The organism is Azospirillum sp. Sh1 (genome assembly GCF_008365135.1).
Lineage (GTDB): Bacteria > Pseudomonadota > Alphaproteobacteria > Azospirillales > Azospirillaceae > Azospirillum > Azospirillum oryzae.
This window is the reverse complement of record NZ_VTTK01000006.1, coordinates 163,160-176,086: the sequence shown is the minus strand read 5'-3', so window position 1 is coordinate 176,086 and position 12,927 is coordinate 163,160. Positions and strand designations below refer to the sequence as shown.

Here is a 12,927-nt window from a genome sequence, read left to right as displayed (position 1 = left end):
GCCTCCGGGCTGTGCGGCAGCCTCCAGCCTAGAGGATCGCCTGTGACGAGGGAACGATGCGAACGGGATAGCCCGGCGTGACGCCGGAACGGCCGCCGGCAATTCTGCAACGCTGCCTTCGGGCAGAACATGGACCGTTACGAAAGCGTGCCGCTGATAAGGATGGTGGACGTCGACCATGGCGATCCGGTCGGGTGTCCACGATATCAACGCGTGCCGTGAAATCAGGAGGAGGCGGCATTGGACAAGCTGGCGATGTTCCGGAGCGTCGTGGTATCGGCCGGATGCCTGGCGCTCGCCGGACTGACGGGGGCGGCTTCGGCAGCCGACCTGCAAGGTGTCTGGCTGACCGCAGACAAGGATGCGGTCCTCAGGATCACCCGCTGTGGCGATCGATTCTGCGGTCGGATCATCTGGTTGGAGAACGCCATGGATCGGAGCGGTTCGCCTCGCCTGGATCAGAAGAACCCGGACCCGGCGAGGCAGGCACAGCGGATCTGCGGCCTCGTCGTCATAACCGGCCTCACCCCAGCCGGTCCGGATCATTGGGATGGGTCCGTTTACAATCCTCAGGATGGCCGGACCTATAGCGGTGGCATCACCGTCCTGTCGGATGAATCATTGAGAGTTCGTGCCTATATAGGGCTACCGATCTTTGGGCGGAGCGAGATCTGGACACGGGTGGACAGCTCTTCGGCAAACGACATCGAGTATAAATGTCGCAGTCACGATTGAGGTTCGTTACGCCACCCCCGTGAAAGTATGCCCCGGCCTCCAATAGCGTCTTCGAGGAGAGGGCCCATGACTCAGGGTGCCGCCGGCATAAAAATGCTTCCGCGCGACGATGTCTCCATCGGTAACGGTGGACAGGCGCTTTTGCGCAATCGGCTTCGTCCCTACCAGACACCAAGCCTCACCCGCAGCCTCGCCCAACTGGCGACCTCGGTCCTGCCCTTCATCGGGTGCTGGGCACTCATGGTCCTCAGCCTCGACATCAGCTACGCCGTCACGCTGCTGCTGGCCATTCCGGCCGCCGGCTTTCTGGTGCGCATTTTCATCATCCAACACGATTGCGGGCATGGCGCCTTCTTCCGGTCGCGCCGGGTCAACGACGCCGTCGGCACGCTGTGTGGCGTCATGACCTTGACCCCCTATGCCAACTGGCGGCGCCAGCATGCCGGTCATCACGCCAACTGGAACAATCTCGACCGGCGAAACAGTGGATACGACATCTATTCATCCTGCCTGACGCTGAGTGAATACAATGCGCTCGACCGTCGCGAGCGTCTTTTCCATCGTCTCCTCCGCCATCCGGTGATGGCACTGATCCTGCTGCCGCCTCTGGTCTTCCTCATGCTGTACCGCTTCCCTTTCGACACGCCGCCCGACTGGCGGTGGGAGCGGCTGTCCGTCCATACGACCAACCTGATGATCGCCGTCGTCCTGCTGGCACTCGCGGCCTGGCTCGGCGTCGGCACCGTGCTGCTGGTGCAGTTGCCCATCACCATCCTCGCTGGCATCGCCGGGGTCTGGCTGTTCTCGGTCCAGCACCGGTTCGAGCACACGCTGTGGGTCCGCCAGGAGGAGTGGGATCCGGAACTGGCGGCCTTGCAGGGAAGCTCCTACCTGCGCCTCCCCAGTATTCTCAAATGGTTTACCGGCAACATCGGCTTCCATCACATCCATCATTTGAACCCCCGCATTCCCAACTATCGTCTCGAGGAATGCCACCGGCACTTTCCGGTGCTCCAGGAAGTGCCCGCTCTCACCCTGGGTGCGGCGTTGGCGGGAGGTCGGCTCTGGCTGTGGGACGAAGCGCACGGAAAGCTCGTTCCGTTTCCCTGAGACGGCCGGCCTCCCGGCGCCATCCCCGATCCGAGGTGCGCCGCGGCCTCGACCTGTTGGGACAGGGACCAAAGCCTATTCGGGATAACGTCATAGATGCCGTGGGTTTGCGAAGAAGAAAAATGTGGATCGGCGGCCAACCACAGCCATACGGATTAACAAGTCTCATTGGGGTCACTACTGCGATCACGCTCCGCTTACCACCAACCCTACTCCGGTGATCTCTTCAGATCGTGGCTCCGAACAGCCATCCGATACCTGCGGTGAGAGCCATGGCAAACGCGCCCCAGAAGGTCACGCGAAGAGTGGCGCGCCAAACACCGGCTCCGCCGACTTTCGCGCCGAGCGCACCGAGACCCGCCAGCAGCACGAGCGAGAAGGCCGAGACCACGATCGCTGTCAAATGAAGGGGAGTCATGACAACGCCGAGCACTGGCAATGCTGCGCCCGCTGCGAACGTCGCCGCCGAGGTGAACGCCGCCTGGATCGGCCGCGCGACTGTGTGTTCCGAGATCCCGAGTTCGTCGCGGGCATGAGCGCTCAGGGCATTGTGCGCCGTGAGTTGTTCGGCCACCTTACGGGCGAGCGGCTCTGACAGGCCCCGCCCTACATAGATGCTTGTCAGCTCGGCAAGCTCCTGCTCGGGCAGGTTGGACAGCTCGCCGCTTTCGCGGGCTATATTTGACGCTTCCGAATCCGCCTGCGAGCTGACGGACACATATTCGCCAGCCGCCATCGACATGGCGCCCGCGACCAGACCGGCCACGCCGGCCACCAGAACCTCGCTACGTGACCCTGCGACCGCGCTCACGCCGACGATGAGGCTGGCAGTCGAGACGATGCCGTCATTGGCCCCCAGCACTGCGGCGCGAAGCCAGCCGACCCGGGAGATCGTGTGACGTTCGTTGTGCAATTTTAAGCGCGCCACGCCATGAACCTTTCGAAGTTCATCCGTTCCTTGATCGCCCGCAAGATGCCCGGCCGTTGCGCCGCAGCCTTGGTGGAAACCCGTGCATCCGCCCGAGGCTCCATCAAGCCGGTCCGGATCGGGCAGCCGGTTGGAAGCCTATAGTGTTTGCGCATTGATCGAACGGGCCTTGTTCCTCTCCTTTCCGGTCTACGTGTGCAGGCCCATCGCATTGAGAGCTTGCGCATCAGCGTGATCGGCGCGATCCCTGGACAAACCCCGTATGCGGGCGATCACCAAAGCGTCCGTCACGGCCTGTAAGCCGATCGGCGGCCGGGGACGCCGTATCGGTGGAGGCGGCGCGGGCGGCCGTCACGGTCACCGTGGCGATGCCCAGTCGCAGCAGCCTCTTGTGGTCGACGGCCGTGGTTTGTATCTCCGCCGCCATAGTTCGGGCAGGGATGCGCAAGGCTGCGTCCCAGTTCCCGGAGGACCAGAACCGGCATTCTTGCTCGGACTCCGTGAGATTGGACCCGCACTTTGTGAGACGAACCGTAGATCGTAATAGGAACGCGCCGGATCGTCAGTTTTTCTTGAGCGCCTCGCGCGCTGTATCCTTCAAGCCGCCAACAGCATTTTGAACCTTACCCTCCACCTGCTCTGCCTTTCCCTCGGCTTCAACCTTGTTGTCGCCAAGGATCTTGCCGGCCATTTCTTTGATGTTGCCCGTAACCTGCTTGATCGATCCCTTGATGCGGTCCTTGTCCATGGTCTGACGTCCTTTTGTTGTATGTTGTAACCATCGGCGCTATCGGCCAACATGAACACTACTAATCGAATTTAGAACTCCAAAAACGTTAAGAAGCCAAAAGACGACTGCGATCACAACAACGACGTTGAGGATCGTTTTAATCTTTGAATCCATCGGAATGTAGTTGTTGACAGCCCATAACAGCACGCCAACCACAATCAGGATGATGACAAGGTTGATAAGAGGCATGTCAAATCTCCTTACATTCTTTGGTTGGTGGCACGATTGTGGATTTTCGTGACCCAAATGAATGCTCAAGGCTTAGGCGAAGGCTTTGATTGCCACGCTGCTCGGTTAGATGAACCGCACGACGGCCGCCATGACGTGGCAGACGGTATCCACCCGCCAATCCTCGGGGGCTTCGAGAGCAGGCAACCTCGTCCGGAAACATTCACTCCCGGCGCTCAAACTATCAATCCGAATCCAGGCGCTGTTCCAGGCACCGTTGCGCAGTCCGCTCCGCTTTCGCGAAGGATTTGATAGTGGTTTATATTACGAGATACTTATAATTCAGACAATAACTCTTTCGAGGCATGCGGCCACCCTGGGATGAAGACGAATGATTACGAGCGACCGGCTCCTTCCCAGAGCGACTATAAGGGGTAGCCCCATAGGACGAGCTGGCAGGACGCGGAAGCACAGACCCGTGCGGCGGCCTTTCCTCCGTTATGGCCTGAAAATGGGACCGGCTGTGCCCGTTTTGGTCGGAATGGAGCGCTTTTCCACGCCCGGAGGCTTCCGGAGCCGCCGTTCAAGCGGACTCCGGGCATGATTATGCAGCCGCCTGCAGCTTGGGCAGACGGATCAGGGTGTAGGCGGTGGCGGTCAGGGTGAACATCCAACCGACGCGGGCCGTGCAGCGATGACGCGTTTTGCGCAAGCCGGTGGCCGCGGTGAGGCCGCTGCGCAAGAGGCATTGGAGGCGCAGGAAACCGCCCGGCAGGCCGCGCGCCAGGTGGCCATGGCGACGGAGGCGAAAACCGCCCGCGACGCCCGCTATGCAGCCCGCAAGGCCAGGAGTCGATAAGGCCCTGGGAGGCTGCCAAGCCTGGACGCTGGACAGCCCTGAGTTGGGCGGCCGAAGATGAGAAGCGGAAGATTGGGAAACCTCTGCCGTTCCGCTTCAAGTCTCGACAGGCCATGCAATAAATCTTGCGCATGGCTGGCAAGCATCCGGTTTTCTTCCTGAACGCCGAATAATCTTGATATTGCGACGCGATACCCTATTATGCGCCTATTGATCGCTGGAGGCTTGAACGTCTCTTGAGAGAGACGCGGTAGGTTTCATGGCGTGGCACTCTGCTGCGCTCTTCAGCAAGTCGCAACTCCCTCGTTCGACCCCCCTCCTGGCGAGATCGTCGGCGCTTGACCGTTCCCCAATCGGGGGCGTGGTCCGCTTTGCGCCGTCATGCTTGTAGAAGGTTCCACTCCTTGTCCGAACAGATTGTTTCCGAACAGACTTTCGCTGAACTCGGCATTCATTTCAAAATCGCCCAGGCTCTCGGTGAGCATGGCTATACCACGCCGACGCCGGTCCAGGCGGCGGCCATCCCGCCGGCGCTGGCCGGCCGTGACATCCTGGCCACCGCCGAAACCGGTACCGGCAAGACCGCGGCCTTCATGCTGCCGGCCCTGACCCGCGTGGCCGAATTGCCCGTTCCGGGTATTGCCGCGCCGCGCATCCTCGTCCTTGCCCCGACGCGTGAGCTGGCGAGCCAGGTCACCCAGGCGGCGCGCAAATACGCCAAGCCGCTGCGCATGAACATCATCGATGTGGTCGGCGGCATGCCGTATGGCGAGCAGCTTCGCATGCTGTCGCGCCCGGTGCATGTCGTGGTGGCGACCCCCGGGCGTCTGATCGACCACATCGACCGTCAGCGGATCGATCTCAGCGCCGTCGAGGTGCTGATCCTCGACGAAGCGGACCGCATGCTGGACATGGGCTTCCTCGACGACGTCGAGCGGATCGCCGATGCCTGCAAGGCCGACCGCCAGACGTTGCTGTTCACGGCCACGCTTGACCGCCGCATGAGCCAGCTTGCCGGCAAGCTGCTGCGCAACCCGGAACGCGTCGCCGTCGAAAGCCAGGCCACCGCGATCAACGTGGAACAGCGCCTGCACCATGCCGACGACATGGACCACAAGCGCCGCCTGCTGATGCACTTCGCCGGCCAGGAAGAGGTCGGCAAGGCGATCATCTTCGCCGCGACCAAGCGCGATGCCGACGCACTGGCCGAGGAGCTGAGCGCCGCCGGCCATGCCGCCGCCGCCCTGCATGGCGACATGGACCAGTCCAAGCGCAACCGCACGCTTCAGCGCTTGCGCACCGGCCAGGTCCGTCTGCTGGTGGCGACCGACGTGGCGGCACGCGGCATCGACGTGCGCGACATCACCCACGTCATCAACTTCGACCTGCCGCGCTCGGCCGAAGACTATGTCCACCGCATCGGCCGCACCGGCCGGGCGGGTGCATCGGGTATCGCGGTGTCCTTCGCTTCGCGATCCGATCGCGAAACGCTGTCCCGGATCGAACGCTTCACCGGCGCGACGCTGGCGATCCACACGATTTCGGGCATCGAGCCGCAACGCGCCTTCTCCGGCGGTGGAGGACGGCCGGCGGGGCGCCCGGCCGGTGGCCGCGGAGGAGCGAGGCCGTGGCAGCGCGACGGCGGCCAGGGCAGGCCGTCACAGGCCCGCGCCGGACGCTGGTAAGCGCCGTTCAGGCAGGATGACCAAATCAGGCGCGGTCCCCCGGGACCGCGCCTGATTTCTTGTGGGCCTGAAGCCGACGCCGGGCAATGTCACGGAAAAATGGGGCCAGCCGCTCCTTTTCGCGACACCCTTTCGGCGGGTGGATTCTACCGCGCGTATCATCCGATGCGCGGAAATTTTGATCGCCGCCGGCGTGCTGGAGCTGCTGCTGATCGGCGTTGCGATTTTCTGCGACCCGTTACAGAACCGCAAGATTGAACGAGCACGTCATATCTACGTGCGCTTAGCTGGTGCTGCCACGGAGGAAAGAACGATGAAGGCGGCGCTTCAAAACTACCATGCCCGGATGCAGCGGGTGCTGGACCACATAGACCGGCATTTGGACGACGATCTGGACCTGGACGCGCTAAGCAGCGTCGCAGCCTACTCGAAATATCATTTCCACCGACAGTTTACGGCGACCTTCGGGCTGTCCGTACATCGCTATATCCAACTCGTGCGCATGAAGCGCGCTTCATTCCGGTTAGCCTACAGGGATGCCCAAAGCATCACGGACATAGCGATGGATGCCGGTTACGATGCACCAGACGCCTTCGCCCGCGCCTTCCGACAACGGTTCGGGCAATCACCGTCGTCGTTCCGGAAGTCTCCCGACTGGGAGCCGTGGCTTGCGGCCTTCGGGCCTCTCGACACCGCAAGGAGCAAGCTCATGCAGAGGACTTTTACCACTGACGACGTGATCATTCGCGATGTGCCCCCCACGCCGGTGGCGATCATGGAACATCGGGGCGATCCGACGACGCTCGGGGCCACCATCCAGCGGTTCATCGCGTGGCGTAAGGCCGCTGGCCTACACCCCAAGACAAGTCCGACCTTCAATGTCTGGCGTTCCGAGCGGTGTCCTGCGTCGGCCGCCGATTATAGCGTGGACCTTTGTGTCGGGACCGACCAACCGATCAAGGCGAACGGCGAGCAGATCAAAGCCGGTGAGATTCCTGGCGGACGTTGCGCGGTGCTGCGCGTCGTCGGCAACACCGACAATCTGGAGCCCGCCGCGCTCTACCTTTATCGCGACTGGCTTCCAGCCAGCGGTGAGGAAGCACGCGACTTCCCGATCTATTGCCAGCGAATGAGCTTCTTCCCGGAAGTGCCGGAGCATGAGGCGGTCGCGGAACTATTTTTGCCGCTGAAGTAGCGCTCCCGTCCGTCCTGGCGTTTGCAACAAAGCCGATTTCTGCACCAACGCCGGGATGAGCCGGTCACGGACACCGCGGTTGCCGCATCCATCGGAGCTTCGTCGCTCACTCCGGATCGCCCACCGCAGCGAGCGATCAGGCCGCCTGCACCGCGCCCCGCTGCAGCCCATTCAATTATGTCGATAGCCGCAGATAGAAGGTCGGCAGCACTTCCGGCAGCTTTTCGGCGCGGTCGATCACCATGACGTTGCGTGCCCCGAACATCCGGGTCAGATAATCGCGGCCCCGGGGATCGAGCCCGATCACGAAGCAGTCGATCCCTCGCGCCGCCAGCCCCAGCACGGCGCGGCGGGCGTCGTCCAGCAGATAGCGGCGGTCGGCGACGTCGATGTCCGACGGCTCGCCGTCGGTCACCACCAGCAGCAGGCGGCGATGGGTCGATTGCTGCTCCAGCAGCCGGCCGGCATGGCGCAGCGCGGCGCCGAGCCGGGTGGACAGCCCGGCCTTCAATCCGGCCAGCCGCCCCTTGGCCGCGGCATCGTAAGGCTGACGGAACGCCTTGATGCGGTAATAGCTGACGTCCTGTCGACCGTTGGAGCGGAAGGCATGGATGGCGAAGGGATCGCCCAGTTCGTCCAGCGCCTGGGCGAACAGGGTCGCGGCCTCCCGCTCCACCGACAGCACGCTGCGTCCGCCCCCGGCAACCGGATCGCCGGTCGAGGCGGAGACGTCGAGCAGCAGCAGGACCGACAGGTCGCGGTTGCGGCGGACCAGCACCTCATGCACCCGCGGGTCGGGAGCCTCGCCACGGCGGTAGCTGACCATCGCGTCGATGCAGGCGTCCAGATCCATGCGGTCGCCCTCCGGCTGGCGGCGCAGCCGCACCGGCCGGCTGACCTTGGCCGAGCGGACCAGCACGGTCAGCCGGTCGGCGGTCGCCTGATGAAGCTCGACGATGCGGGCGATGGCGGCGGGGTCGCCGGGCTCGGTCCGACGTTCGTTCAGCACGACCCAGTCGGGACGGTCGATGCCGACGCGGTAGTCCCATTCCGGGTAGCGCACCGGCGGAGCGGTGATCTCCTCCTCCCCCACCGCGCGGGCGGGGACGTCGATGGCGGACAGCCTGGCCGGGGTGGCACCCTCCCCCACCTGCTCGTCCGGGCGGCCGTGGTCGCGCTCCTCCTGCTCGGTGCGGAATGCCTCGAACACGGTCTCGGCGTCGCTGGGCGAGGTCGGCGGCGCCTCGCCATGGTCCCACAGGCCAAGATTGTCGTCGCGGTAGGCCGGCTCGACGACGTAATCCTTGGAATTGAACTGTACCCGCATCTGGCCGAGGTCGTTGCCCAGCAACCCGCCGATCAGGCGGCTTACCGCCGGGCTGTGCCACTCGGACTCCGCCTCGAAGAACAGGCGCTTGCCCTTGGCGACCCAGGCGTCGTCGTCGCGGTATTCGGGGTCGATCAGCGCGCGGGCCAACCGCGCCATCAGGGCGGGTGCGGTGCCGGCACCGTTCGGTTCGGCGACGTGAAAGGGCCGCCAGACCCGCAGCAGGCCGGGATGCTCGCGCATCGCCAGCTGCTCGACCCGGGCGTCCTCGATCAGCGAGACAAGCGCCAGCTGCATCGGCTTCAGCCCGGCAGCCGGAAAGCGCGGGCCGGTGAAGCGCAGATGCGCCCCGGCATGGACCAAAGCCGCGCGGAACAGCGCGTCGGAGCGGCGGCCATCGACGCCGCGGAAGGTTCCGGGCATCCAGATCAGCCCGTCCGAAAGGCTGACCCGCCGCCGCGGATTGCCGGCTCTATCCGGCTTGGCATGGCGGATCGGCACCCGCAACCGCCACAGGGCGACCAGATAGGCGACTAACCGGCGCTCGACGGAGGAGAAGGCGGTGTCGGCGGGAAGCTGGCGCGACTGATCGTCGGGCATTTGGTCTCCGGTCTTGTTCCCTCTCCCGGAAAGGGATGAGTTAAGCAATCGCCGCCGACACGGCGGCGGAGAAGGCATCCCGCACGTCGGCGTCGTCGGTGATCGGCAGGACCAACGCGATCCGGCAGGCGGTCTCCAGGGGGATCCCCTGCGCCACCAGCCGGCCGGCATGGATCAGCATGCGGGTGGAAACCCCCTCCTGCAGTCCATGGCCCTTCAAATTGCGCGAACTTGCGGCGATGCGGACCAGCAACGCCGCGGTGTCGGCGGCGACGCCCGATTCATGGGCGACGATCTCCGCCTCCACCGCGGCGCCGGGATAGCCGAATTCGATGGCGGCGAAGCGCTGCTTGGTCGATTCCTTCAGGTCCTTCAGGACGCTCTGGTAGCCGGGGTTGTAGGAGATCACCAACTGGAAGTCCGGATGCGCCTGGACCAGCTCGTTGCGTTTCTCCAAAGGCAGGATGCGGCGGGCGTCGGTCAGCGGGTGGATGACGACGGTGGTGTCCTGGCGGGCTTCGACGATCTCGTCGAGGTAGCAGATGGCGCCGTGCCGCACCGCCTGGGTCAGCGGCCCGTCGTGCCAGACGGTACCGCCGGGGTCGAGCAGAAAGCGGCCGACCAGATCCGACGCGGTCATGTCCTCGTGGCAGGCCACCGTCACCAGCGGCCGGCGAAGCCGCCATGCCATGTGCTCGATGAAGCGGGTCTTGCCGCAGCCGGTGGGGCCCTTCAGCATCATCGGCATGCGCGCGGCATAGGCGGCCTCGAACAGCGCCACCTCTCCGGCGACCGGCCGGTAATAGGGCTCCTCCAGAATCCGGTGTGCGTCCAGCGCCATCGGCGCGTCTCCTTGTGAATGGTCTCGGTCCGGAGAGATGCGGCGGGCGTCTCCCGACACCCGCCGCGCCTTCAGCCCATCCCCTTAGCGATGCAGCGCGGTCTCCGGGTTGGGGATGCCGTCGATGGGGCATTCCTCGGTGCCGACGGTGCCGCGGGTCATCGCCTCGACGCGGGCGCGGGTCCCTTCCGGATCGTTGATCCAGTCGTGGTAGAAGCTGTAGGCGCAGACCGCCTCGCCCTTCGAATCCTCCCCGGAGTTGATCTTGCCGGTGTAGCCGCGGTGGACCAGCTTGAAGAGGTGATTCTGCGACTGCATGTTCTTGCGCGCGTCGCGGATCAGCGAGGTGGAGAGCTGGGCATACTGGATGCCGTTCTCCTCGGTGCCGCACTCGCCCAGCGTCCGGCCGTCGAAGCCGATGATGGCGGAATGCCCAAAGTAGGAATAGACGCCGTCGAAGCCGGCGGCGTTCGCCACCGCGACGTAGGTGTTGTTGGCCCAGGCCATCGCCTTGGACATGATGACCTGCTGCTCCTTGGCCGGATACATGTAGCCCTGGCAGCGGATGATCAACTCGGCGCCCTTCATGGCGCAGTCGCGCCAGATCTCCGGATAGTTGCCGTCATCACAGATGATCAGGCTGATCTTCAACCCCTTCGGCCCTTCGGTGACGAAGGTGCAGTTGCCGGGATACCAGCCCTCGATCGGCACCCACGGCATGATCTTGCGGTATTTCTGAACGATCTCGCCCTTGTCGTTCATCAGGATCAGCGTGTTGTAGGGCGCCTTGTGCGGATGCTCCTCATGCCGCTCGCCGGTCAGGGAGAAGACGCCCCAGACCTTGGCCTTGCGGCAGGCGTCCGCGAAAATCTCGGTCTCGTCGCCGGGGATCGACGAGGCGGTCTCGTACATCTCCTTGGAGTCGTACATGATACCGTGGGTCGAATATTCCGGGAAGATCACCAGATCCATGCCCGGCAGGCCGACCTTCATGCCCTGGACCATCTCCGCGATCTTGCGGGCGTTGTCGAGGACTTCGGCCTTGGTATGCATGCGCGGCATCTTATAGTTCACGACCGCGACGCCGACGGTGTCCTTGCTGCTGGAAATATCGCCGTGCAACATGGTGCGTTTCCTTCTTGGTGGGACAAGGGGAGGGCATCCCGTCCCGGCGCGAGGCGGGACGGCAGACCCGTGTTTCGGGGTTGAGAGGAATGGGACCGGAACCGCGGCCTAGACGGCCCCTAAACCGCCATGTGCCGGTGCACCAGATCGTCGGTCAGGTTTTCCGTCGGCCCGTGGGCAGCGACCCGCCCCTTGTCGAGCATCAGGAAATGGTCGGAGGCCTGCCTTGCGAACCTCACGTTCTGTTCGACCAGCACGACGGTGATGCCGTACTGGCGGTTCAGGGTCATGATCACGCTCTGGATCTGTTCGACGATGTTGGGCTGAATGCCCTCGGTCGGTTCGTCCAGCAGCAGGACCTGCGGATTTGCGGCCAGCGCCCGCGCGATCGCCAGCTGCTGCTGTTGCCCGCCGGACAGGTCGCCGCCCTTCCGGTTCAGGTTGTCCCGCAGATAGGGGAACATCTCGAACACCAGGGGCGGGATCTCGCGCTTGCCATCCGGACGGGCGAAGGTGCCCATCAGGATGTTCTCGCGGATGGTGAATTTACCGATGATGCCGCGCCCCTGCGGGACGTAGCCGATGCCGAGGCCGGCGCGGCGGTGGGTCGGCTCGTTCCGGATGTCGCTGCCGCCCAGCCCGATCCAGCCGGTGACCCGGTCGGTCAGCCCCATGATGGTCCGCATCAGCGTGGTCTTCCCCACTCCGTTGCGGCCCAGCACGCTGAGCAGGCTGCCCCTGGGAACCGCGAAGCTGACGTTTTGCAACACCGGACTGCTGCCGTAGAAGGAATAGACGTCGGTCATGTCAAGCATGGGAGATGCCCCCGCTTCCGAGATAGGCCTCGCGCACATTGGGATCGTTCTCCACATGGTGGATCGATCCTTCGGAAAGGCGCTTGCCCTGGTGCAGAACGGTGATGGTCTCGGCGATCTCGCGGACGAAGCCCATGTCGTGCTCGACCACGATCAGCGTGTGCTTTCCACGCATCCGCTGGAAGATGCGCGAGGTCTTGCCGGTCTCCTGGATGGTCATGCCGGCGGTCGGCTCGTCCATCAGGATCAGGGCGCTGTCCTGGACCAGCAGCATGGCGATCTCCAGCCATTGCGTCTGGCCATGCGACAGGAAGGCGGCCCTGGTGTCCAGCTCATCGGCCAGCTCGACGATCTCCAGCACCTCGGCGATGCGCCGGTTGAGGCGGAGACCGGGGAATAGGCGGACGGTCCGTGCCGGGCTGGGGAGCCGGGAGTGCGCCACCTCCAGGTTTTCGCGCACCGTCAGCTCCTTGAACACGCTGGGCACCTGGAACTTGCGGCCCACCCCATAGCGCGCCCGCCGATATTCCGGCGCATTGGTGATGTCCTGCCCGTCGAGCAGGATGCGCCCGCCGGTCGGCTGGGTGCGGCCGCAGATCAGGTCCAGGGTGGTGGACTTCCCAGCCCCATTGGCGCCCAGCAGGCAGCGCAGCTCGCCGCGCTCGACCGCCAGATCCAGGCCGTTGACCGCCTTGAAGCCGTCGAAGCTGACTTCGAGGCCGTGGAGTTCGAGATAGGCCATGTCGGTC

The 12,927-nt window shown here is 64.3% G+C and carries 13 protein-coding genes and 1 pseudogene; 5 read left to right on the top strand and 9 right to left on the bottom strand.

Going from position 1 to position 12,927, the window contains the following annotated elements; genetic code table 11:
- Nucleotides 1-240 precede the first annotated feature (240 nt).
- A complete protein-coding gene (locus FZ029_RS09015; protein WP_149268950.1) occupies nucleotides 241-735 on the top strand; it encodes a DUF2147 domain-containing protein in 495 nt (164 codons plus the stop codon).
- A 66-nt stretch (nucleotides 736-801) separates the two neighbouring features.
- Nucleotides 802-1,845: a fatty acid desaturase gene (locus FZ029_RS09010; RefSeq protein ID WP_247892222.1), complete on the top strand. Its 1,044-nt coding sequence runs from the start codon at nucleotides 802-804 to the stop codon at nucleotides 1,843-1,845.
- A gap of 226 nt (nucleotides 1,846-2,071) precedes the next feature.
- Here the strand turns inward: FZ029_RS09010 and FZ029_RS09005 are convergent, their stop codons facing one another.
- The 4 genes and pseudogenes from FZ029_RS09005 to FZ029_RS08990 form a co-directional block, all read right to left on the bottom strand.
- A complete protein-coding gene (locus FZ029_RS09005; protein ID WP_247892221.1) occupies nucleotides 2,072-2,758 on the bottom strand; it encodes a VIT family protein in 687 nt (228 codons plus the stop codon).
- 577 nt (nucleotides 2,759-3,335) lie between these two features.
- Nucleotides 3,336-3,521 (bottom strand): CsbD family protein, encoded by a 186-nt coding sequence (locus tag FZ029_RS09000; protein ID WP_149268948.1) that lies wholly within the window; start codon nucleotides 3,519-3,521, stop codon nucleotides 3,336-3,338.
- A 39-nt stretch (nucleotides 3,522-3,560) separates the two neighbouring features.
- On the bottom strand, nucleotides 3,561-3,752 hold the full coding sequence (locus FZ029_RS34055; protein ID WP_149268947.1) for a Thivi_2564 family membrane protein: 192 nt from the start codon (nucleotides 3,750-3,752) through the stop codon (nucleotides 3,561-3,563).
- Nucleotides 3,753-4,335: 583 nt separating this feature from the next.
- Nucleotides 4,336-4,446: pseudogene (locus tag FZ029_RS08990) on the bottom strand (IS5/IS1182 family transposase); the annotation flags it as partial.
- Between FZ029_RS08990 and FZ029_RS33570 the strand changes: the two are divergent.
- From FZ029_RS33570 to FZ029_RS08980, 3 genes are all read left to right on the top strand, one after another.
- On the top strand, nucleotides 4,426-4,590 hold the full coding sequence (locus FZ029_RS33570; RefSeq protein ID WP_247892220.1) for a DUF6481 family protein: 165 nt from the start codon (nucleotides 4,426-4,428) through the stop codon (nucleotides 4,588-4,590). The pseudogene FZ029_RS08990 and the gene FZ029_RS33570 overlap by 21 nt on opposite strands.
- A 404-nt stretch (nucleotides 4,591-4,994) precedes the next feature.
- Entirely contained in the window at nucleotides 4,995-6,275 is a 1,281-nt protein-coding gene (locus FZ029_RS08985; protein WP_247892219.1) for a DEAD/DEAH box helicase, read from the top strand.
- A gap of 61 nt (nucleotides 6,276-6,336) precedes the next feature.
- Nucleotides 6,337-7,470, top strand: coding sequence for an AraC family transcriptional regulator (locus FZ029_RS08980; RefSeq protein ID WP_247892218.1), 1,134 nt, complete (start codon nucleotides 6,337-6,339; stop codon nucleotides 7,468-7,470).
- Nucleotides 7,471-7,645: 175 nt separating this feature from the next.
- Here the strand turns inward: FZ029_RS08980 and FZ029_RS08975 are convergent, their stop codons facing one another.
- From FZ029_RS08975 to urtD, 5 genes are all read right to left on the bottom strand, one after another.
- Nucleotides 7,646-9,397, bottom strand: a complete 1,752-nt coding sequence (locus FZ029_RS08975) for a VWA domain-containing protein (RefSeq protein ID WP_188051877.1) — start codon at nucleotides 9,395-9,397, stop codon at nucleotides 7,646-7,648.
- A gap of 40 nt (nucleotides 9,398-9,437) precedes the next feature.
- Nucleotides 9,438-10,238: a CbbQ/NirQ/NorQ/GpvN family protein gene (locus FZ029_RS08970; RefSeq protein ID WP_149268945.1), complete on the bottom strand. Its 801-nt coding sequence runs from the start codon at nucleotides 10,236-10,238 to the stop codon at nucleotides 9,438-9,440.
- Nucleotides 10,239-10,322: 84 nt separating this feature from the next.
- Nucleotides 10,323-11,363 (bottom strand): aliphatic amidase, encoded by a 1,041-nt coding sequence (locus tag FZ029_RS08965; RefSeq protein ID WP_149268944.1) that lies wholly within the window; start codon nucleotides 11,361-11,363, stop codon nucleotides 10,323-10,325.
- Between the two features lie 119 nt (nucleotides 11,364-11,482).
- Nucleotides 11,483-12,178: an urea ABC transporter ATP-binding subunit UrtE gene (urtE, locus tag FZ029_RS08960; protein ID WP_149268943.1), complete on the bottom strand. Its 696-nt coding sequence runs from the start codon at nucleotides 12,176-12,178 to the stop codon at nucleotides 11,483-11,485.
- Nucleotides 12,171-12,920 (bottom strand): urea ABC transporter ATP-binding protein UrtD, encoded by a 750-nt coding sequence (gene urtD / locus FZ029_RS08955; protein WP_149268942.1) that lies wholly within the window; start codon nucleotides 12,918-12,920, stop codon nucleotides 12,171-12,173. The genes urtE and urtD overlap by 8 nt, the downstream gene beginning before the upstream one ends.
- Between the last annotated feature and the right edge of the window lie 7 nt (nucleotides 12,921-12,927).